Source organism: Streptomyces sp. NPDC002742 (assembly GCF_042888885.1).
GTDB lineage: Bacteria > Actinomycetota > Actinomycetes > Streptomycetales > Streptomycetaceae > Streptomyces.
In genome coordinates, this window is record NZ_JBIAQF010000002.1 from 293,716 (window position 1) to 313,757 (window position 20,042).

A 20,042-nucleotide genomic window follows, 5' to 3' on the forward strand; every position below is an offset into this window, starting at 1 on the left:
ACCTGAGGGGAAAGCGAAGCGGACTACTGAGCCTGTGTCCCAGGATGCGCCTCAGCCCACCGCGGGCGCATGCTGGGAGGTGGGGAGGAGTGCCCTTGCCCGCGGAGGCCGTGCGGGTACTGCGAGGTGTAGACGCCGCGACAACCAAGCCTCCCGAAGCGAAGGAGCGGGCCATGCCTGCCCTGCATTTCCATGTGGATTCCTCGATGAGCCCGCCTGAGGTGATGGGGGTGCTCACGGACTTCAGCCCCTCACGGCTCGAGGAGTGGCCCTCGATCGACGCGGAACACTTCCAGGTACACGAACGTGGGGACACCTGGGCCGAAGTCACCGAAGGAAACGCCAAGTCGTGGGAGCGAGCGCGCTACGACTGGGACCCCGCGCAGAACAAGGTCACCGTCACCACCCGCGACTCGACCCCGTTCGGACCCGGCGGTTGGGTGTTCCAGATGACCCCCCACGGCGACGGCACCCGCGTCGACGTCACACTCCAACGGCATCCCAGCTCGTTCACCGCCAAGATAAAGTCCTCGGTAATCCCCTTCGCCGGCCCGGTGTTCCGCAAGTCCTTCAGGGAGCCCCTGAAGACCAAGTAGTCAGCCGTGGCCCTCTCTTGACCCTCCACCTCGCACGAGAAGGACCGTCCGTCCATGCAGGCCGTCGTTGCAACATCTAGTTCCACTACGTCCTGCCCGACGACGCATTGACGAGCCTGGTCATCCGCCGACGCCGCACCCGTCGGCTCGTGGACGGCTCCGAGCGGATGTGTTGGCCCGCCCGGTGTTACGGCGAGGTGGGCGGGTGCGGGGAGCGGAGCACGAGCAGGGTGATCTCGCTGGGGGCGAAGACGCGGAACGGCGGGCCCCAGAAGCCGGTGCCGCGGCTGGTGTAGAGGAGGGTGCGGGTGCCGTGGTGGCTGAGGCCGGCGACGGTGGGCTGGTCGATGCGGACCAGGTGGTGGAAGGGCCAGATCTGGCCGCCGTGGGTGTGGCCGGAGAGCTGGAGGTCGATCCCCTCGGCTGCCGCCCGGTCGACGAACTTGGGCTGGTGTGCCAGGAGCAGGACGGGTAGGTCGGGGTCGGCGCCGTCCAGGGCTCCCGCCAGGTGGGCGCCGTGGCCTGCCAGGCCGGAGGACTCGGCGGTGACGTCGTCCACGCCGGCGACGACAAGGGTGTCGCCTCCGCGTTCGAGCAGCAGATGGCGGTTGCGCAGTGGCTCCCAGCCCAGCTCGTCCATCAGGTCGACCCAGCCCTGGGCCTCGCTGTAGTACTCGTGGTTGCCGGTGACGTATACACGGGCCCGGGTGGCCCGCACGGTACCGAGCGGGGCGGCCTGGGCGCGGCGGCGTTCGGCCGTGCCGTCCGCGATGTCGCCGGTGTGGCAGACCAGGTCGGCTTCCAGGGTGTTCACCGTCTCGCACACCCGTGCCGACCAGCGAGCGCGATCGAGTGGGCCGTAATGGGTGTCGGTGATGAGGACGACGCGCGTGCCGTCCAACCCGGCACCCAGCCGCGGGAGTCGCACGTCGAGTCGGCGCACGCGTGGCACGCGGCGGGCCTCGGCGTACCCCCAGGCGAGCAGTACGGCGGTTACGCCGAGGACGGCCCATGTGACGATTCGGGCCCGGTCCTGACTCTGACCGACGCCGGCCACGGTCAGGGCGAGCCGCAGCAGGACGCCGAGCAGAACGGACCAGGTGAACAGGACCCAGCTGGTGCCCAGCAGGGTGTCACCGACGATCGCCGCCGGGTCCTGCTGACGCCGGCCGTGGCCGCGCACCATCGCGAGCGGCATACCGACGAGACCGAGGGCGAACAGGGCGGTGCCGGCCGGCGTGACGGGCAGCGGCCAGTGCTGGCCGGTGTACAGGAGCACCCAGCAGGGCACGGCCCACAACAGGACGGGGGCGATCAGGGGGATGTAGCGCATCAGGCGGTGCAGTGGGCTCTGCCGGGGCGCTTGCGCTTCACTGTCGATGGATCGGGAGTTGCTGGTGTCGGTCACGCTTCCCTCTCTGACCATGCCGTCCCGCGCACTTTATCCGGTCGTCCTCGGGCCGACCGGACGGGCGTTCGCAGGTGCGGCCCCTTGGGGTGAGGTGTCTGCCGCGGGACGGCGAGACCCCGCCGCGGACACCTCCACCGGCCAACGGGTCGGCCGGCTCGCGGAACAGCGGAAAACGCCCGGCCGGGCCGGCCCCGTTTCCGGCACCGAAATCCTGGCGACTCCTGCGCGAGCTCCGATGGTCGAACGCCCGCGTCACCGGCCTGGTCAAGGCAGGCCTGAAGGTGTCAGAGTACTAGCAGCAGTCGCGTGTTCGGTACGAGCTTCCGGTTCACGCTGGTGCTCTGCACGAAGATCGTGAAATCGTCGTTGTGGTCTGGCTTGACGCGCACTTCCACGTCCGGCAGGCCGAGCAGGGCTCGGGCCTCGGGTCCCGAATACACCCGGTCCGTCTTCTTCTCCAGCACCGCGATCTGCTTCCGTGCCTGGATCTTCTCGGACTTGCTCAGCTGGTAGAAGGCGCCACCGGTACGGTAGGTGTGTCCGCACTCGACGACCCAGTCCCGTATCGCCGCGTCACGGGTCACCGGGATCAGCCGGTACCCCGACGGATCCATCGCAGCGAGGCCGGCCGCCTTGATGGTGTCCTTGTTGACCGCCTCCGCACCCACGGAGAACACCGCCCGCGATCCCCGGATGCCCTGGCTGCGGCCCACCATGAATTTCTCGGTGGCCTCCCGGATGACCTGCCCCGCTTCCTCCAGACCCTGGGTGCTCGTGGCGTCCCAGACGGCGATGTTGTCCCTGGGGAAACCGCACTGCATGGCCTCGCGCTTGCCCATCTGGTCCGGCACGAGGACGGCCAGCGTCCAGTTGTCCTCCTGCGTCGCGATCATCTCGGCCACGGCTTTGACCAGTTCACGCTGATTCCTGACAGGGGCATCCGGACTGCGATGGCTCGCGTTCTCCTGCCCGTCCGTGAGCACGAACGTCAGGAAGCTGTGGTCGCCGTACAGTTGGGCCGTCTGCGCCAGCTCGTGCTGTGACTTCAGTGCGGCCGCGAGCAGGGCCGTCATTCCACCGACCCGGTACGACTGCTTCAGCGACGGCATCCGCAGTACGTCCTTGTCATAGATGACGCACTCCACCTTGTCCGCGAAGACGTACACCGTGACACGGGTTTCCTGGTCCAGTTCCCTCGACCGGCGGGCTAGATACGCAATCTGCTCGTCGGCGACTTCGACGACCTTGCGGCTCAGATGCGACATGGACGAACTGGCATCCAGCACAAGGGCAACGTGATTGATGTAGTTCTGACTTCCGGCCACGGCAGCTCCCCCTCGGTCCGACTCGATGCCTCTACTGTCTCACCCACCACTGACAATCGATCTTGGTTCGCGGGTGACCGGCGCCGCCTCCGGGGCCGCCGTCCAGGAGTACCCGGCCACCGGTCTCCACGCGCCCGATCGACCGGCCCTGCACGCCGCCTTCACGCGACCTCCGAGCCCTCGTGCCCTCCGGAAGCCCCTGACCGCGTACACCTTCGGTGGGCAGCCCGTGGACGTCTCCCCCTCGTTCCCCGTGTGCGGCTCAGCTCGCCCACACAGGCTCTCCTTGCACGAAAGTGGCGGTCACCAGCTGTAATGAGAACCAGTTCGCGGACGTGGACGTGGAGCAGCGGGGGTTCCTGTGGTGAAGGAAACAGAACGGCAGCACGTGAAGAACGACAGGCTGGTCAGCCTCGTCCTGTCCGGACCACGATCCTTCAAGCCCGAGTGGATCGCGGAGGGCGGTAAGCAGGTCGTGCCGCTGGTCTCCCACGCACGCGCGGACGAGCAGCTGACGAGCAGACTGATCGCCGGATCCGGGCGAACGGGCCATGCCTGTCTCGTCGCGAGCCGTCTGGGCGATGCCGCCTCCGGACGGCCGGAGATCGAGATCCCTTCGACCCGAGAGCACATTCTCCGGCGACTTCCCTGGCGTGACGGGAACTTCGTGCTCGCCCTTCCCGACCTCGGCGGTGCGCTGCTCGTGACGGACGAGGGCTATTCATTGATCGGCGGAACCCGCGAGTTCCTCAGGCACAGCATCCCCGAAGGGGTCGATCAGGCAATCGTCGACTTCAAGCGGTACGCGAAACGTGCCGGTCCCGACCATCCTGCTCTGGCCGATGTCTCGAAGGCGTTCCAGTCGCACGAGGTGGCGTGGGTGTCGGCGAGGGACGTCTCGGCCGGATCCGCCACCGCGGAACAACTGTCACTGATGGAATCCGTCGCGGCCGACCGGATCAGCGCGGAGGAGTTCGCGCGGTCATGGCTGGCCGCCCGACGACGGGCCCTGCACCTGCGCGAACGTCTGCGAGAGCCGTTTTCCAGGGTTCTCGACCAGGTCTTCTACGCACTGGACGACTATGCCGTCGATCCCGGGCTCCGAGACGCGGACGACATGACGGACGAGGAACTGCGGGCGATCGTCCGTGCCCACCTGGCCGAACTCCATTCCCTCGACCGTCACGGCGCCTCCTGATCGGTCTGGGACCGTGAACCGTTCGTTTCGACGGATCCGGTGATCCGGGAAACGGCCACCTCCGACGCGCGGGGGATTGGCGCCCCAACCGCTGCGCCGCAGTCGGCGTACGTCCCCGGAGGGCCCCTGTGCGTTGGTCAGGGTCGAAGGCAGGCAGGTTCGTACGGCCGAGGACGAGGACATCGGCCGGCGCCGTGCGAGGCAGAGCAGGGCTTGAGCGCGGTGTTGCCCCGGCCTGCCCCGCTCACCGGATCCACCACGGCTCGGGCGTACTACTTCCCCGCGTTCTGCACTCGCAGGCCGCCGCGCTCGTTCTCCTTGAGCGCGCGGCCGATGATCAGGCGCTGGATCTGGTTGGTGCCCTCGAAGATCTGCATGACCTTGGCCTCGCGCATGTAGCGCTCGACCGGGAAGTCGCGGGTGTAGCCGGCGCCGCCCAGCACCTGGACCGCGTCGGTGGTGACCTTCATGGCGTTGTCGGTGGAGACCAGCTTGGCGATCGACGCCTCGGACTGGAACGGGAGTCCCTCGTCCTTGAGGCGGGCGGCGGCGAGGGTGGTGGCCCGGGAGACCTGGACCGCCGCGGCCATGTCGGCGAGGACGAAGGCCAGTCCCTGATGCTCGATGATGGGCCGCCCGAACGTCTCCCGCTCCCGCGAGTAGCGCAGCGCGTGGTCCAGCGCCCCCTGGGACAGGCCCGTGGCCACCGCCGCGATGCCGAGGCGTCCGCAGTCCAGCCCGGCGAAGGCGATCCTGAGCCCGTCGCCCTCCTCGCCGAGCCGGCGGTGGGCGGGGACGCGTACGTTCTCCAGGCGCACGGTGGCGGTGGCGGACCCGGTCAGGCCCATCTTCTGCTCCGGGGCATCGGCCACCAGGCCCGGTGTGTCGGCCGGGACCAGGAAGCAGGAGATGGCGCGCGAGCCCGCGTCGGACGTACGCGCCATGACCGTGTAGAAGTCCGCGTGTCCTCCGTGCGTCGTCCAGGCCTTGGCGCCGTTGAGCACGTAGTCGTCGCCGTCCCGGACGGCCCGTGTGCGCATCGCCCCGGGGTCGGAACCGGCATGGGCCTCGGACAGGCAGTAGGCGCCGAGCAGCTCGCCGCCGAGCATGTCGGGGAGCCACTCCTTCTTCTGCTCCTCGGTGCCGAACGACGCGAGGGCGAAGCAGGACAGCGCGTGGACCGAGACGCCGACCGCGACGCTCGCCCACACGGCGGCGATCTCCTCGAGGACCTGGAGGTAGACCTCGTAGGGCTGGTCGCCGCCGCCGTGCTCCTCGGGGTAGGGCAGGCTCAGCAGGCCGGCCCGGCCGAGCGTGCGGAAGACCTCGCGGGGGAACCGTCCCTCGGCCTCCGCCTCGGCGACGCGCGGGGAGAGCTCCTTCTCGGCGAGCTCGCGGGTCAGGGCGATCAGGTCGACGGCTTCCGGCGTGGGGAGTGTGCGGGTCGCGGGCATGGCATGTCCTCGGGGTGGCGGTTCGCCGGGGCGATATCGATACGCCCGGCGATACAACAGTATCGTTTTTGGTACCACCAGGCCATGCCGTCCTTCGGCGGATCCACCGGTCCGCCGGCCGGCCTGCGCGTCCTGGAACTCGCGGGGCTCGGGCCGGCTCCGCTTGCGGCCATGGTGTCGGCCGACCTGGGCGCCGACGTGGTGCGCGTCGATCGTCCGCCGGGCCGGGGCTGCGGCTCGGGCCCTCGGGTGCCGGCGACATCGTCCGGCGCGGTCACGGGTCCGTCCTCGCCGATCTCGAAGAGTCCGCTGGGCGCGCTGGTCAGGGTGCCGGCCGCGCGGGCCGACGTCTGGTCGAAGGGCTGCGATCAGGTGTCGCCGAGCGGCTCGGCCCCGCCCGGCTGTCCGCCCAGGACGACCACGGCGGCCGGCCCGTACTGCGGGAACGGTTCGCCGAGCGGTTCCGATCCCGGACCCGTGACGCCTGGGCCGCGCACTTCGCCGGAACGGACGCCTGTGTCCCCCCGGTACTCACCTTCGTAGGGGACGGCGGGCACCGGCATCTGGTGGCTCGGGACACCCTCGTCGTGACGAACGGGGTCCTCCAGGTCGCACCCGCCTCGCGGTTCTCCCGCACCCCGGCCCTCGGCCGGCCGCCCCGGACGAGCCAGGAGCCGACACGGTGCCGGTACTACGGGACTGGGGCGTGGACCCGAGGGCCGTGCCGGCGTCAGGGTGAGACGGCGTGGACGATGAGCGACGCCAGCTCGGCGTACGCCTCGGCGTCGCTCAGCCCGGTGCGTGCGGCGACCTCGCCGCGCTGGATCTCCTGCATCGTGGCGGCCACCACCTCGCCCACGAAGGCGGCGTGGACGTCACGGAACGCTCCGGCGGCCACGCCGTCCGCGATCAACTGCCTGATCCTGCCCGCGGCGAGGCGCGTGTTGGCCTCGTACACCTCGCGGGCCGGCTCGAACTGGGCCATGTCGTCGAGGAACTGCCGGGACAGCGGCCGCAGCTGCCGCGCGACCGCGTTCAGGTAGACCACCACGCGCTCGGAGGGCGGGGCGGTGTCGGCCACCTGCTTCTCGACGGCCTGGGCGGCCTCCCGGAAGTAGTGTTTCACCGCTTCCCGGACCAACTCCTGCTTGCTGCCCGCCAGTTGGTACAGCGTCGTTTTCGAGCAGTGCAGCCGCTCGGTCAGCTCGTCGAGGGTGAACGCCGCGAAGCCCTCCGCCACCAGCAGCGCGACCAGCCGTTCGAGCAGGTCGGTCTGGCGCGCGGTACGACGTGTGGACGGCATGATCTCAGCGTAACCGTTCCTCCTTGAGTGTAACCGTCCCCCTCCAGGAGGGAGGCCGCCGGGTATGGCAGGCGGGGGCGGGCCGCCATCGGCTCGTGAGACGCCTTCACGAGAGGTCCTCGCGGGGGCTTCTCACGAGCCGACGGCCACGACAGGGTCAGTGATGGGCATCCGCTCGGTCCGCTCCGTGAAGTACGGCGGCTCACCGGCGTCGCGGTGCCGGTCCTGCGGCATCGGCGGACGGCCAAGTCGGTTCAGGAGGTCCCTTCGGGGGAGGTGGGCGCGGGTGCCCGAAGGTCCTCCGCTTCCGGGAGCTCCTGTACGTCGACCCCGCGCACCTGAGCCAACTCGTGTTTGAGCGCGGCCAGTTCGGCACCGCCGGCCATGTGGTTTGTGAGTTCCTCCAGACCGATCTCGCCGCGATCGGCGCTGAGTTCGAGCGTGCCGAGCCGCAGCACACTGAAGTGGTCCCCGACCATGTAGGCGTGGTGCGGGTTGTGGGTGATGAAGATGACGCCGAGGCCTCGGTCGCGGGCGGCGGCGATGTACTTGAGGACGACGCCGGACTGCTTGACGCCGAGCGCGGCGGTCGGTTCGTCGAGGATGAGGACACGGGCGCCGAAGTGGACGGCGCGGGCGATGGCCACGGACTGGCGCTGGCCGCCGGAGAGCGTGCCGATCGGCTGGTCGAGGTCGCCCAGGACGATGCCCATGGCACGCAGTTCCTCGTCGGCGGTCCGCTTCATCCGGGCGATGTCGAGACGGCGCAGGGGCCAGGAGCCCTTCGTCAGCTCGGAACCGAGGAAGAAATTCCGCCACACCGGCATCAGCGGCACCGTCGCGAGGTCCTGGTAGACGGTGGCGATGCCCCTGGCGAGGGCCTCGCGAGGGGTGCTGAAGCGCACCGCGGTGGCGTCCACGAGGAACTCGCCCTCGCTGTGCTGGTGCAGCCCCGAGATGATTTTGATGAGGGTGGACTTGCCGGCGCCGTTGTCGCCGAGGACGCAGGTCACCCGGCCGGGGTGGACAGTGAGGGAGACGTCGTGCAGGGCGCGGATGTTGCCGTACGACTTGCCCGCGCGGCGCAGTTCGACGATCGCGGCGCCGCCGTCCCCCGGCGGGGTGTCCGGCAGGACGGCGCCCGTGGTTCCGGATCCGTTGTCGCGTGTCATGAGTCGCTTCACCTCCGGGTCGCCGTGCGGCGGACCCACAGATTGACGAGCGTGGCGCCGACCAGCATCACGCCGAGGAAGGCCTTGAACCAGTCGGGGTTCCAGCCGGCGTAGACGATGCCCTGGTTCACCATGCCGAACATGAAGGCGCCGAAGACCGGACCGATCGCGGAGCCGTAGCCGCCGGTGAGCAGACAACCGCCGATCACCGCCGCGGCGATGTAGATCAGCTCCTGGCCGACGCCCTCGCCGGACTGCACCGTGTTGAACGAGAACAGCTCGTGCATGCCGACGAACCAGGCGCCGAAGCCGACCGTCATGAACAGCGTGATCTTGGTGAAGGTCACCGGCACGCCGACCGCGCGGGCGCTGTCCTGGTCGCCGCCGACCGCGAAGACCCAGTTGCCGTACCTGGTACGCAGCAGCACCCAGGTGGTCAGGGCCGCGAAGACCAGCCACCACACGATCGTGATCTTCAGCTGGACGCCGCCGACGTCGAACGACGAGGCGAAGATCTTCTTCGCCTGGCCGAAGCCGTCCATGTCGCTGATGTCGTCGGTGGCCACGTTGCCGGTGACCAGCTTGGTGACGGCGAGGTTCACGCCTTGCAGGACGAGGAAGGTCCCGAGCGTCACCAGGAAGCTCGGCAGCCCGGTGCGGACCATCATCCAGCCGTTGAACGCGCCGATCGCGAGCGAGGCGACGAGTGCGACGACCACACCCACCCACACGTTCATGGTCAGTTGATAGCTGAGCATGCTCGCGGTCAGCGCCGAAGTGATCACCGCGACACCGGCGGACAGGTCGAACTCGCCGCCGATCATCAGCAGCGCCACGGGCAGGGCCATGAGGCCGATCGTCGACGACTGGTAGAGCACGGTCGCCATCGAACCGCCGGAGCGCACCGAGGGGGCCGCGATCAGGAAGAAGACGAACACGGCGACGGCGCCCAGGAACACCCCGACCTCGGGCCGGGCGAGCAGCCGCAGCGCCAGGGGGCGCCGCGCCGTCCGCCCGTCGGTCGTCCGGGGGCCGGGAGCCGGCGGCGCGGTCACCGTCGGTCCGGCCCGCCCGGCCGTGCTCATCACCGGGTGCCGTTCGCCGCGAACTTGGCGACGGCGTCGACATTGCTCTTGTCCACGAACGCCGGGCCGGTCAGGACCGGCTGCTCGCCGCCGCCGCTGTAGTTGCCGTTGTTCTTGTAGAGCCACAGCGAGTCGATCGCCAAGTAGCCCTGGAGGTAGGGCTGCTGGTCGACGGCGAACTGGATGGTGCCCTTGCCGATGGCGCCGGTGAGGTCCTTGTTGAGGTCGAAGGTGGCGATCTTCGCCTTGCTGCCGGCCTCGCTCACCGACTGCACGGAGGTCAGGGCGTACGGGGCGCCGAGCGTGACGACGTAGTCGATCGCGGGGTCCTGCTTGAGCTTGGCGGTGATCGTGGACTTCACGGACGGCATGTCGGTGCCGTTGACGTACAGGTTCTCCGTGCTGCCGCCGAAGGTCTTCTTCACGCCGTCGCAGCGCTGGGTGAGGCCGATGTTGCCCTGTTCCTGGACCACGCAGACGGCCTTCTTGGCGCCTTCCGCGTTCAGCTTCCTGCCGAGTGCCTCGCCCGCGACGGTCTCGTCCTGGCCGAAGAACTCCGTCAGGCCCAGTCTCTTCCAGTCGCTGAGACCCGAGTTGAGACCCACGACGGGTATGCCGGCCGAAGTCGCCTTGCCCACCACGTCCTTCATGGCATCCGGTTTGGCCAGTGTGATGGCGATCCCGTCGACCTTCTGGTCGATCGCGTTCTGGACGAAGTTGGCCTGACCGCCCGCGTTCGGGTCGGCGGAGTAGACGAGCTTGATGTTGTCCTTGGCGGCCGCGGCCTCGGCGCCCTTGCGGACGATGTCCCAGAAGGTGTCGCCGGGTGCCTGGTGGGTGACGAGGGCGACCGTCATCCGGGGTGTGTTCGCCTTTCCCGCGGTGGCACCGGCCCCGCCCTCCTCGGACTTCTTGCCGCCCGAACCGCTGGAGCAGCCCGCGGCGAGCAGCGCGGACGCCGCCGCCAGGGCCACGAGGGGGGCGATTCTCCGGGAACGGGGGTGGAACGTGCGATCCATCTTTCCAGCACCTCACTGTGCGAGCGGGGGAGAGGGAACGGGACGGTACGGGGTGCGGGACCCGTGCGGGTCCGCGACGACGGGTCCGGACGCCGGTCCCGGACGGCGGGTCCGGGGTCGGGATCCGGTGGAGCGGCGGTTGCGTTGGGACCGGATACAAGTCCCTGTCGCACCCACCTGTCAATACTTTGTTAAGACATTATTTCAGTAGTAGGTTCGAATGTCCGTACAACCTGTTGACGGGGGAGAGCTGAGCGTCCTACACCTGAGAGGCGCGGGGCGCCTCCTCGCCACCTCGCCGCATCCCATGCATCCCCCACATCAGGAGCATCACGCCTGCCCGAGTCCGCCGGACCCTCGGGCGCGTGATCGGGCCGACCGGCAACACCCCTGAACGGAGCCCGACTTGAGCATCCGCATCCCCGATCTGGTCACGGTGCGTGCCCGGCATCCGGAGGCCATCGCCGAAGCGGCCGCCCGCCGCGACCGCCGCCCGCTGATCGGCGACAGCGGCCGTCTGATGATCGTGGCCGCCGACCACCCGGCACGCGGAGCGCTCGGCGTCGGCGGCCACCGGCTCGCCATGGCCAACCGCGCCGAGCTCCTCGGACGCCTCTGCCTGGCACTGTCCAGGCCCGGCGTCGACGGGGTGCTCGCCACCGCCGACATCCTGGAGGACCTGCTGCTGCTCGGCGCCCTGGAGAACAAAATCGTGATGGGCTCCATGAACCGCGGCGGACTCGCGGGCGCCTCCTTCGAGATGGACGACCGCTTCACCGGCCACCGCGCCGAGGACATCGAGCGGCTGCGCTTCGACGCCGGAAAGCTTCTGCTGCGCATCGACTACGACGACCCCGGCTCCCTCGCCACCCTGGAGAGCGGCGCCCGCGCCGTGGACGCCATGGCCGCACGCCGACTGCCGCTGTTCGTCGAGCCGTTCATATCCCGACGGGAGAAGGGCGCGGTCCGCAACGATCTGAGCGCGGAGGCCGTCACCCGCTCCATCGCCATCGCCTCGGGTCTCGGCGGAACCTCCGCGTACACGTGGCTCAAGCTGCCCGTCACCAGCGACCCCGACGACATGGCCGAGGTCCTGGAGACCTCCACCCTGCCTGCCGTGCTGCTCGGCGGAGAGGTGGGCACGGACCAGGAGGCCGCGTACGAGAGATGGCGCAAGGCCCTCCGTCTGCCCACCGTGCAGGGCCTGGTCGTCGGCCGCTCTCTGCTCTACCCGGCCGACGGCAGGGTGGAGACCGCGGTGGACACGGCGGTCGCCCTCCTCTGACCCGGCACCCGGACGTGCCGCGCACCGGATCCGGGCCCACAAGCGGACGTGCTCCGCACCGGAGCCGGGCCCACCACCGGGCTCGCCCCGCACCGGAGCCGGGCCCATCGCCGGACGTGCCCCGCACCCGAGCGGGCCCCACGACCGGGCGCGCGCCCCGCACTCGGGCATGGCCCCGCCCCGGGCGCGCCCCGACCCCGCGCCGTGGCAGCGCCCGGGGAGGGGCCGCGGATCATTCCGCGGCGAGCGTCACCCAGGTGCCCGACGACGCGGAGCGGACCATCGCGTCCAGCGCGGTGGCACTGCGGACCGCGTCGACCGGCGTCGCACCGTACGGCCGGTTGTCGGCGATGGACCGAAGGAAGGTGTGCGCCTCGACGACCTTGAGGTCGTCGTAGCCCATGCTGTTCGCCGCGCCGGGCTGGAAGGCGGCGTAGTCCCCGGCCCCCGGACCGACGTACAGGGTGCTGACCGGCTGGTCCTGGTAGGCCGTGCCCCGGCTGACGCCGAGTTCGCCCATTCGGCGGAAGTCCCAGAACACCGCGCCCTGGGTGCCGTGGATCTCGAACCCGTAGTTGTTCTGCTCACCCACCGAGACCCGGCACGCCTCCAGGACACCGCGCGCACCGGAGGCGAAGCGCAGCAGGCAGTTGACGTAGTCCTCGTTCTCCACGGGCGTCGGCTCGCCGCCCGTCGCGAGCGCGTGCCCCGCGGTCGCGCCGGCCGGCCGGGCCCGTAGCGGCACGAAGACCGCGGTGTCCGCCGCCAGCGCCTCGATCTCGCCCAGCAGGAAACGGGCCAGGTCGACGCCGTGCGAGGCAAGGTCGCCGAGGACCCCGCTGCCGCCCCGCTCCCGCTCGTAGCGCCAGGTCAGTGCGCCCTCCGGGTCGGCCGCGTAGTCGCTGAACAGGCGGATGCGCACGTGGGTGACGTCGCCGATGCCGCCGGAGGCGATCAGCTCGCGGGCGGCCACGACGGCGGGCGCGTTGCGGTAGTTGAAGCCGACCGTGCCCCGGACGCCTGCCTTGGCCACCGCGTCCGAAACGGCTCGGGCGTCGTCGGCGGTCAGACCCACCGGTTTCTCGATCCAGATGTGCTTGCCGGCCCCAGCCATGGCGACACCGATCTCACGGTGCAGAAAGTTGGGCGCGGTGATGCTCACGGCCTCGACGCGCGGATCGGCGGCGATCTCGCGCCAGTCGCGCGCGGCGGTGGCGAAGCCGTACCGCGCGGCGGCCTCCTCGGCGCGGCCCGGCACCTCGTCGGCGACAGCGACCAGTTCGGGACGCAGGGCCGGTTCCGGGAAGTGGTGCGGCACGCGGGCGTACGCCTGGGTGTGCACGCGTCCCATCCAGCCGAACCCGACGACGGCGACACCGAGCGCACGCACCATGACTGCCCTTCACCGGACCGGTCCGAGTACCTACCGGCTCACAGTGAAGCCCATTCTCGGCGTATTCCTCAACGACATGCCCGAGCCGTCCCCGACCCGCCCGGCGGCGCGCTCACGCTGTCGCCGCCCGGAACGGTAGGGCCCGGGCGGGCCGAACGAGCCGCCGTCAGCGCGGTGAGGGACCGCGCGCAGGCGACGAAGGCCTCGACGGCACCGACCCTGACGCCCTCGTCGATCAGGCCGAGGTCGACGAGGGCTCCGATCTCGGCGTCCTCGGGGGCGGCGCACACCGACACCGTGCATCTGCTGGGGGACGGCCGCCTCCTCCGCCACGGTCCCACCGCGGAACTGTTCCCGCCCTGGACACGCCGTCGGTCAGGCCAGTTTCTTCAGCAGTTCCGCCGCGAGCGGGGCGGCGGAGGCAGGGTTCTGGCCCGTGACGAGGTTGCGGTCGACGACCACCTTGGGGATCCACGGCTCGCCCTCCTGGAAGTCGACGCCCGCCGCGACGAGCCGGTCCTGGAGGAGCCAACTGGCCTTGTCGGCGAAACCGGCCTGGGTCTCCTCGGCGTTCGTGAACGCCGAGACCCGGTAGCCCGCGAAGGCGTTGGTGCCGTCCTCCCGGGTGGCGGCCAGCAGCGCCGCCGGACCGTGGCACACCACACCGAGCGGCTTGCCCGACTCCAGCGCGCGGATGAGCAGCCGGCCGGACCCGGTGTCGCCCGAGAGGTCCTCCATCGGACCGTGCCCGCCCGGGTAGAAGACGGCGGCGTAGTCGTCGAGGTTCACCTCCGACAGCTTGAGCGGTCGGCGCAGCTCTGCCATGGACGCAAGGGTGCGTTCGACCTTCTCGGCGCCTTCCTGGCCACCGTTGAACTCGGGCGCCAGGCTCTTCTGGTCCACGGTCGGCACGACCCCGCCCGGCGTGGCGACGACGACGTCGTGCCCGGCCGCCTTGAACGCCTCGTACGGGGCGGCGGCCTCCTCGGCCCAGAAGCCGGTCGGATGCGGGGTGCCGTCGGCGAGCGTCCAGTGGTCGGCGCCGGTCAACACGAAAAGGATCTTCGACATGGTGCGATTCTCCGAGGGTGCGGGCCCTGACGGCCTGGATGGGATACCGGTCGTACGCCCCTGACGTTCCGCACGTGGAACGCCAGGGTGGCGATGTACTCGACCGTATGCGGGCCGGACCCCGGTGACCAACAGGTAACGCGGTCGCAGCCACGGCCCGTGCGACGGGACCGTGGGCGTACTCGTCGCACGGGGCGGCGCCCGCAGGCCGCGGCTGCCTAGCGGGCGACGGACGCGCGCTGTTCCAGGACCCGCAACGCCCGCTCCGCCCAGTCGATGATCGCCTGCTCGAAGGCGCGTCCCCCCAGGAGAGTGAGATACGGGCCGACGCGCTCGGCCCCGGCGAGGTACTCGTCCTCGGTGCGCCCGTCGAGCAGGCGGGCGCCGATCCGGTCGTAGTGCGCCAGCTTGGCGCGCGCCGACTCCAGGCGCTCGGCGATCGACGCCCGGACGGCGTCCGCGTCCCCCTCGTCGAGGGCGTACACCTTCACCATCAGCTCGTCGCGGATCGCCGTGGGCCTCGCGGGCCCGGCGGTGAAGGCGGACAGGACGTCGAGCCCCGCCGCGGTCAGGGAGAACAACCGTTTGTTGGGCCGGCGTTCCTGTTGCACGAGCCGGGCCGCGATGAGCCCCTCGGACTCCATCCGGTCGAGTTCCCGGTAGAGCTGCTGCGGGGTCGCCATCCAGAAGTTGGCCACCGAGGCGTCGAACCCCTTGGCCAGGTCGTAGCCCGACGCCTCGCCCTCCAGGAGCGCGGCCAGTACCGCGTTGCGCAATGCCATCCCACAAGGCTAGACGGCCTGTCTCCACACGACTAATCTTATCCGCACCTAATCAATTAGTTGAGTAAGAGAGGTGGGCGCAATGAACGCCTTCCGCAAGGCCGTGGAAGCCGGGGACCTCGGCGCGGTCGAGGAGCTGCTGGCCGACGACGTCGTGTTCACCAGCCCGGTCGCCTTCAAGCCCTACCCGGGCAAGGCGATCACCGCGGCCATCCTGCGCGGCGTCTGGCGTGTCTTCAGCGACTTCCGCTACGTCCGTGAGATCGCCGGAGCCGACGGCCGTGACCACGCGCTGGTCTTCACGGCCAAGGTGGGTGACAAGGAGATCAACGGCTGTGACTTCCTGCACTTCGACGAGGACGGACGCATCGACGAACTCACCGTGATGGTGCGCCCGTTGTCGGCGGCGCAGGCGCTCTCCGAGGCGATGGGCGCGCAGTTCGAACAGATCTCCCGGGAAGCGGCCGGCGCGTGAGGTCCGTGTCCCGCGCTGTTTGAACCGACTCTCCGCGGCAACCCGCGCGTTGTGACGACGACGACATCACAGCGGGAGCTCTTCCGGTTCCTGGAGGATCGCTTCGCCTGCGCCCAGGCCTGCACCGAGTGTGCCCACGCCTGTGCGCTGCGCGCGAGTCTCCTTGATCCCGACGGGCCGAAGAACCAGGAAGCGGCACGGCGCGCGGGGATCCTGTGCGCGGAGGTCTGCGAGGCGACCTGCCATGTGCTGTCCCGCCAACTGGAGCAGAACGAGAGAGGCATCCGCGCGCAGCTGGAGTGGTGCCGTGACGTCTGCCTGGAGTGCGCCGACGCCTTCGACGGATGCCCCGGCGCGGAGACCGCCGCGAAGACCTGCCGTGAGTGCGCCCAGGCGTGCGCGGACTTCATGGCCACGCTGCGGTGAGGAACGAAAGCGCCCCGGGAGAGGATTCCGAGGTGAGGCCCGGGCGGTCCGGGTCAAGTCCGCGGTGAGGACGAGGTCGGCCCCGCGGCAGGGCGCTGTGGCGAGGGTGCGGTCCGCCCGTGCTCCGCGCTGACGTGCGGGCCTCCCGGGTCGGGGCTCTGGGGCCGCACCCGGACGGCCGGGTCAAGTCCCGTGCTGAGGACGTCAATTCCCGCGCTGAGGACGTCAAGCCCCTGAGGACCAGGGCCGCCCGGGTCGGGGATCTACGGTGCGGGCAACGGCGGCCCTGGTCAGGACGGTTCGGCGAGCGGGCGTCCGGCGCGGATGTTCCAGCGCCCCCCGCGCCCGCTCAACTCCGTGACGGTGAGCGGCGGCACGTCCACGCGCCAGAACGCCGACTCCGGCGCCCCCAGCACCCGTACCACCAGGGCTCGTACCACCTCGGGCTCCACCACCGCGACGGTGCGGCCGTCGAACTCCGACGCCGCGTCGAGGCGTTCCGCCACCCGGTCGCAGAACGCCCGCACCGACTCGCCGCCGTGGGGCGCCGACGCGGGATCGGCGAGCCACCGCGCCACCGCCTCCGGCTCCTTCGCGCTCACCTCGGCCAGCGTCGCGCCGCGCCAGCGGCCCACGTCCAGACCGGCCAACTCCGGTGCCTCGACACCGCCGTCGAGTCCGAGCGCAACCGCCGTCCGGCGGCACCGCACGGTGGGGGAGACCCACAGGCGGCCCGCGGCCGGCACGGCACCCGCGGCGGCCGCCGTCCTGGCGGCCCGCAGGCCCGCGGCGTCCACCGGACTCCCGTCGTCGAAGCGGGCCTCGCGCAGCGCCTCGCTGATCGCCGCGGAGATCAAGATCACTCGGCTGGTCATGCCATCACTCTCATGCTTCGTGGACCTGGTTCGTGTGCCGGGCTCATGTACCGGGCTCGTGCGCAGGGGCCCGCGCGTCGCCGACCGTGGTCGGAGGCGAACCACCTGGTCCGGCAGGGCGGTCGTCGAGTTCCCAGGCGCACGGGGCGCACAGGGTGCACCCGTGCGTGCGCCCTTGGCCCCGAACCGGCTTCGCGGTACGGTCACGTGGATATTGACGACGGTTCGGCGGAAGCCCGGTGGAAATCCGGCACGGTCGCGCCACTGTAAGCCCAGCACTTGTCGCTCCGGCCAGGAGCGGTGGAGGCGGGCCAAGTCAGACCCGTGGCTGTCGTCCTGTGCACCACCGAGCCGGGACGCGAGTTCCCCAGGAGGTTCTGCCCCATGGCGCAGTCCGTCGTTCAGCCGACCGTCACCCCCACCGCCGTTCCCGCGAAGCTGCCGATCGGTGCGATCGTCCCCTGGGCGGCCTTCTTCGGCATCCTGATGCTGGTCCTGCTCTACTTCGTCGGCGCCGAACAGGGCGCCACCTCCCTCGTGTCCGGCGAGAACGTCCACGAATGGGTCCACGACGCCCGCCACCTGCTCGGTTTCCCCTGCCACTGACGGCGACGGGAAACGTACGAGCCACGATATTCCGCGACGGCCGGGAACCCCGGCCCAGGTGAGGGGGCGGTGCCCGGCCGGCCGGGCACCGCCCCCTCACGTGCGCAGGCCCGCCCGCCCACACCCCGCGGACCCGGCGTCCGCGTCATCGGCATTCCCAATTTCTGAAACACGTTCTACGGTGTGCGCCGTCAGGTCGGGCTCGGGGAGGCAGGAGGCGCCGTGCATCTCGAATACACGCCGGAGCAGCAGCGGTTGCGGACCGAACTGCGGGTCTACTTCTCCGAGTTGGTACCGGACAACGCCTACGCGCGCTATGGCGATCCGGCGGCGCAGAAGCGCTTCTACCGCGAGACGATCCGACGGCTCGGCGCGGACGGCTGGCTCGGGGTCGGCTGGCCGAAGGAGTACGGCGGGCGCGGCCTGAGCCCGATGGAGCAGTTCATCTTCTTCGACGAGGCGGCCCAGGCGGGAGTACCGCTGCCGCTGATGGCCCTCAACACCGTCGGACCGACGATCATGCGGTTCGGTACGGAGGAGCAGAAGTCGTACTTCCTGCCGAAGATCCTCTCCGGTGAACTCGACTTCGCGATCGGCTACAGCGAGCCCGACGCCGGGACGGACCTCGCCGCGCTCAGGACCAGGGCCGTACGGGAAGGCGACGAGGAGACCGGCCACTACACGGTCGACGGCCAGAAGATCTGGACGACCAACGGCGACACGGCCGACTGGGTTTGGCTCGCGGTCCGCACCGATCCGGACGCCCCGCCCCACAAGGGCATCACCATGCTCCTCGTGCCGACCTCCGATCCCGGCTATTCGTGCACCATCATCAACACGCTCGCCTCGCACGACACCACCGCGAGCTACTACGAGAACATCCGCGTCCCCGCCACGCGCCGGGTCGGCGAGGAGAACAAGGGCTGGCGGCTGATCACCAACCAGCTCAACCACGAGCGCGTCACCCTCGCCGCACACGGCACCATGGCCATCCGCGCCCTGCACGACGTCCAGCGCTGGGCGGCGGAGACCAAACTCGCCGACGGCCGCCGCGTCGTCGACCTCCCCTGGGTGCGCCGCCTCCTCGCCCGGACGCACACCAAACTGGACGCCATGAAACTCCTCAACTGGCGGATGGTGAACGCCGTCCAGGAGGGCACGCTCACCCCGCAGGACGCCTCCGCCGTCAAGGTGTACGGCTCCGAGGCGCGCCGGGACGCGTACGCCTGGCTGATGGAGATCGTCGCGGCCCCCGGCGTCCTCAAGGAGGGCTCCGCGGGCGCCGTCCTGCACGGCGAACTCGAACGCGGCTACCGATCGGCAGTGATCTTCACGTTCGGCGGCGGCAACAACGAGATCCAGCGGGAGATCATCTCGTGGATCGGGCTGGGGATGCCCCGGGTGCGGCGGTAGCGCCGTGTGTGGCGAGGCTTTTTAGTTGGCACAAAAGCGGGATAGTTGGCACCATAGTCAATTGACTCCTCACGAACGTCCCAGGCCTCGCCAGTCAGGTCTCGATGGCTGCGTCAACCTCGATCTGTAGGTCACGCTCCTGGTTGCGGGACCCGCTCACCGGCCAACTGTCAGACCCGGTCCCGCACTTCGACCCTGGCCCGGCGGATCGCCTCCAGGGCACGGGGCCCGGACCAGGCGAGCGGGTCAACCAGGCGGGAGACGGTGGGGTCGGAGACGACCGGCCCGAACGCGTCGGGCTCGGCCCGCAGCACGCTGGCGTCGGCCAGGCAGTACCCAGGCAGGTGTCTGGACTCTCGTGCCCCTCGCCACAAGGCACGGCCAGCTTCCCCTGCCTGGAGATGTCATGGTCCTCTACGCGCTCACCGGTCTGCCCTATGCCGAGCAACTGCGTTGGAGGGCTCAACGCTGCCCCGAGCAGCAACAACGAGCGCACCCGACTACTGGCTCTGAGGCGGTCGTTCGGTCACGGGGGTACGCGGAGCCGAGGGTCATGCTTCAACGGCCTCATCGTCGCCGTCGGCCTGCCGATCGGTGTCTCCGTCGACCGCACGGTGCGCCCGCACGCTGCCGTATTCGGCCGTCTCCAGGGCATCGACAGCTACGGTGACATCGGGAAGAACAAGCACGCCCAGACCCAGCTTGGCCAAGTGGTCCACCGCTTCGACGCCGCCCTCGTCCCTTTTCCGTGCTGCCCAGGCGAAGGAACTGATCGACGGCGCACGGCCCGCGGCGCGGTAGGTCGTCGTCAACGTCGAAGCCGGCACCTACATTGACGCCACCGCCGTCGAGGCCCTCGCCCAGTGGCAGACGGACCTCGCCGCGCGCGGTGTGGTCCTCGCGTTCGCCCGTCCCTAGGCCTTCTTGCGTCGGACTTCGCGCTGAGTGGTCAGGCCATGCGGGCCCAGCCACGGAGACGGCCCCACAGGGCTGGCCAAGCCTCGGCTGGGCCGTTCGAGGGACACCTCTGTCCGAATGGTCGAGTGTGGCGGCCCGTGAGCCCGCGCGCGCGCTCACGGCCTAGGAGTGTTGTCCCTTGGTGCCGACAATCGGCAGACGATGGGAGACGGCAGTGACCTCAGGCGTGGACACC

At 70.2% G+C, this 20,042-nt stretch carries 21 protein-coding genes, 2 pseudogenes and 1 riboswitch; of the genes and pseudogenes, 8 read left to right on the forward strand and 15 right to left on the reverse strand.

The window, feature by feature from the left end; all coding sequences use genetic code 11:
- Positions 1-173: 173 nt before the first annotated feature.
- Complete coding sequence (locus ACFYW8_RS04080) at positions 174-596, forward strand: hypothetical protein (protein WP_389067539.1); 423 nt, start codon at positions 174-176, stop codon at positions 594-596.
- A gap of 187 nt (positions 597-783) precedes the next feature.
- On the opposite strand, the gene ACFYW8_RS04085 is transcribed toward ACFYW8_RS04080, so the two are convergent.
- Entirely contained in the window at positions 784-2,004 is a 1,221-nt protein-coding gene (locus ACFYW8_RS04085) for a metallophosphoesterase (RefSeq protein ID WP_389067543.1), read from the reverse strand.
- Positions 2,005-2,291: 287 nt separating this feature from the next.
- On the reverse strand, positions 2,292-3,332 hold the full coding sequence (locus tag ACFYW8_RS04090; RefSeq protein ID WP_365875458.1) for a vWA domain-containing protein: 1,041 nt from the start codon (positions 3,330-3,332) through the stop codon (positions 2,292-2,294).
- Positions 3,333-3,696: 364 nt separating this feature from the next.
- Here ACFYW8_RS04090 and ACFYW8_RS04095 point away from each other — a divergent pair, with 364 nt between their 5' ends.
- Positions 3,697-4,530 (forward strand): colicin immunity domain-containing protein, encoded by an 834-nt coding sequence (locus ACFYW8_RS04095; protein ID WP_389067549.1) that lies wholly within the window; start codon positions 3,697-3,699, stop codon positions 4,528-4,530.
- 272 nt (positions 4,531-4,802) lie between these two features.
- Here the strand turns inward: ACFYW8_RS04095 and ACFYW8_RS04100 are convergent, their stop codons facing one another.
- Positions 4,803-5,984 (reverse strand): acyl-CoA dehydrogenase family protein, encoded by a 1,182-nt coding sequence (locus ACFYW8_RS04100; protein ID WP_389067552.1) that lies wholly within the window; start codon positions 5,982-5,984, stop codon positions 4,803-4,805.
- 84 nt (positions 5,985-6,068) lie between these two features.
- On the opposite strand from ACFYW8_RS04100, the pseudogene ACFYW8_RS04105 reads away from it, so the two are divergent.
- Positions 6,069-6,158 (forward strand): annotated as a pseudogene (locus ACFYW8_RS04105) (hypothetical protein); the annotation flags it as partial.
- A gap of 194 nt (positions 6,159-6,352) precedes the next feature.
- On the opposite strand, the gene ACFYW8_RS04110 reads toward ACFYW8_RS04105, so the two are convergent.
- From ACFYW8_RS04110 to ACFYW8_RS04130, 5 genes are all read right to left on the reverse strand, one after another.
- Positions 6,353-6,547: a hypothetical protein gene (locus ACFYW8_RS04110; protein ID WP_389068163.1), complete on the reverse strand. Its 195-nt coding sequence runs from the start codon at positions 6,545-6,547 to the stop codon at positions 6,353-6,355.
- Positions 6,548-6,714: 167 nt separating this feature from the next.
- Entirely contained in the window at positions 6,715-7,287 is a 573-nt protein-coding gene (locus ACFYW8_RS04115) for a TetR/AcrR family transcriptional regulator (protein WP_365875464.1), read from the reverse strand.
- Positions 7,288-7,541: 254 nt separating this feature from the next.
- Entirely contained in the window at positions 7,542-8,459 is a 918-nt protein-coding gene (locus tag ACFYW8_RS04120; protein WP_389067557.1) for an ATP-binding cassette domain-containing protein, read from the reverse strand.
- 8 nt (positions 8,460-8,467) lie between these two features.
- The gene (locus ACFYW8_RS04125) at positions 8,468-9,544 is read right to left on the reverse strand and encodes an ABC transporter permease (RefSeq protein WP_389067561.1); all 1,077 of its coding nucleotides are present in this window, start codon (positions 9,542-9,544) and stop codon (positions 8,468-8,470) included.
- The gene (locus ACFYW8_RS04130; protein ID WP_365875470.1) at positions 9,544-10,563 is read right to left on the reverse strand and encodes a sugar ABC transporter substrate-binding protein; all 1,020 of its coding nucleotides are present in this window, start codon (positions 10,561-10,563) and stop codon (positions 9,544-9,546) included. The genes ACFYW8_RS04125 and ACFYW8_RS04130 overlap by 1 nt, the downstream gene beginning before the upstream one ends.
- 406 nt (positions 10,564-10,969) lie before the next feature.
- Between ACFYW8_RS04130 and ACFYW8_RS04135 the strand changes: the two genes are divergently transcribed.
- Entirely contained in the window at positions 10,970-11,848 is an 879-nt protein-coding gene (locus ACFYW8_RS04135) for a deoxyribose-phosphate aldolase (RefSeq protein WP_389067566.1), read from the forward strand.
- A 232-nt stretch (positions 11,849-12,080) separates the two neighbouring features.
- Here the strand turns inward: ACFYW8_RS04135 and ACFYW8_RS04140 are convergent, their stop codons facing one another.
- From ACFYW8_RS04140 to ACFYW8_RS04155, 4 genes are all read right to left on the reverse strand, one after another.
- Positions 12,081-13,241, reverse strand: a complete 1,161-nt coding sequence (locus ACFYW8_RS04140; protein WP_365875472.1) for a Gfo/Idh/MocA family oxidoreductase — start codon at positions 13,239-13,241, stop codon at positions 12,081-12,083.
- A 68-nt stretch (positions 13,242-13,309) separates the two neighbouring features.
- Positions 13,310-13,531, reverse strand: coding sequence for a hypothetical protein (locus tag ACFYW8_RS04145; protein WP_389067571.1), 222 nt, complete (start codon positions 13,529-13,531; stop codon positions 13,310-13,312).
- Positions 13,532-13,616: 85 nt separating this feature from the next.
- Positions 13,617-14,312, reverse strand: coding sequence for a type 1 glutamine amidotransferase domain-containing protein (locus ACFYW8_RS04150; RefSeq protein ID WP_389067576.1), 696 nt, complete (start codon positions 14,310-14,312; stop codon positions 13,617-13,619).
- A 218-nt stretch (positions 14,313-14,530) separates the two neighbouring features.
- On the reverse strand, positions 14,531-15,094 hold the full coding sequence (locus tag ACFYW8_RS04155; protein ID WP_365875476.1) for a PadR family transcriptional regulator: 564 nt from the start codon (positions 15,092-15,094) through the stop codon (positions 14,531-14,533).
- A gap of 82 nt (positions 15,095-15,176) precedes the next feature.
- Between ACFYW8_RS04155 and ACFYW8_RS04160 the strand changes: the two genes are divergently transcribed.
- Together ACFYW8_RS04160 and ACFYW8_RS04165 are read left to right on the forward strand one after the other, a co-directional pair.
- On the forward strand, positions 15,177-15,569 hold the full coding sequence (locus tag ACFYW8_RS04160; RefSeq protein ID WP_389067582.1) for a nuclear transport factor 2 family protein: 393 nt from the start codon (positions 15,177-15,179) through the stop codon (positions 15,567-15,569).
- A 51-nt stretch (positions 15,570-15,620) separates the two neighbouring features.
- Complete coding sequence (locus ACFYW8_RS04165; RefSeq protein ID WP_365875480.1) at positions 15,621-15,995, forward strand: ferredoxin; 375 nt, start codon at positions 15,621-15,623, stop codon at positions 15,993-15,995.
- 290 nt (positions 15,996-16,285) lie between these two features.
- Here the strand turns inward: ACFYW8_RS04165 and ACFYW8_RS04170 are convergent, their stop codons facing one another.
- Positions 16,286-16,870: a histidine phosphatase family protein gene (locus tag ACFYW8_RS04170; RefSeq protein ID WP_389067589.1), complete on the reverse strand. Its 585-nt coding sequence runs from the start codon at positions 16,868-16,870 to the stop codon at positions 16,286-16,288.
- A gap of 184 nt (positions 16,871-17,054) precedes the next feature.
- Positions 17,055-17,217: riboswitch (cobalamin riboswitch) on the forward strand.
- A gap of 37 nt (positions 17,218-17,254) precedes the next feature.
- On the opposite strand from ACFYW8_RS04170, the gene ACFYW8_RS04175 reads away from it, so the two are divergent.
- Positions 17,255-17,476, forward strand: coding sequence for a CbtB-domain containing protein (locus ACFYW8_RS04175; protein ID WP_355768047.1), 222 nt, complete (start codon positions 17,255-17,257; stop codon positions 17,474-17,476).
- 222 nt (positions 17,477-17,698) lie between these two features.
- Positions 17,699-18,889: an acyl-CoA dehydrogenase family protein gene (locus tag ACFYW8_RS04180; RefSeq protein WP_365875484.1), complete on the forward strand. Its 1,191-nt coding sequence runs from the start codon at positions 17,699-17,701 to the stop codon at positions 18,887-18,889.
- Between the two features lie 173 nt (positions 18,890-19,062).
- On the opposite strand, the pseudogene ACFYW8_RS04185 reads toward ACFYW8_RS04180, so the two are convergent.
- Together ACFYW8_RS04185 and ACFYW8_RS04190 are read right to left on the reverse strand one after the other, a co-directional pair.
- Positions 19,063-19,233 (reverse strand): annotated as a pseudogene (locus tag ACFYW8_RS04185) (IS1380 family transposase); the annotation flags it as partial.
- A gap of 207 nt (positions 19,234-19,440) precedes the next feature.
- Complete coding sequence (locus ACFYW8_RS04190) at positions 19,441-19,701, reverse strand: hypothetical protein (RefSeq protein WP_389067598.1); 261 nt, start codon at positions 19,699-19,701, stop codon at positions 19,441-19,443.
- Between the last annotated feature and the right edge of the window lie 341 nt (positions 19,702-20,042).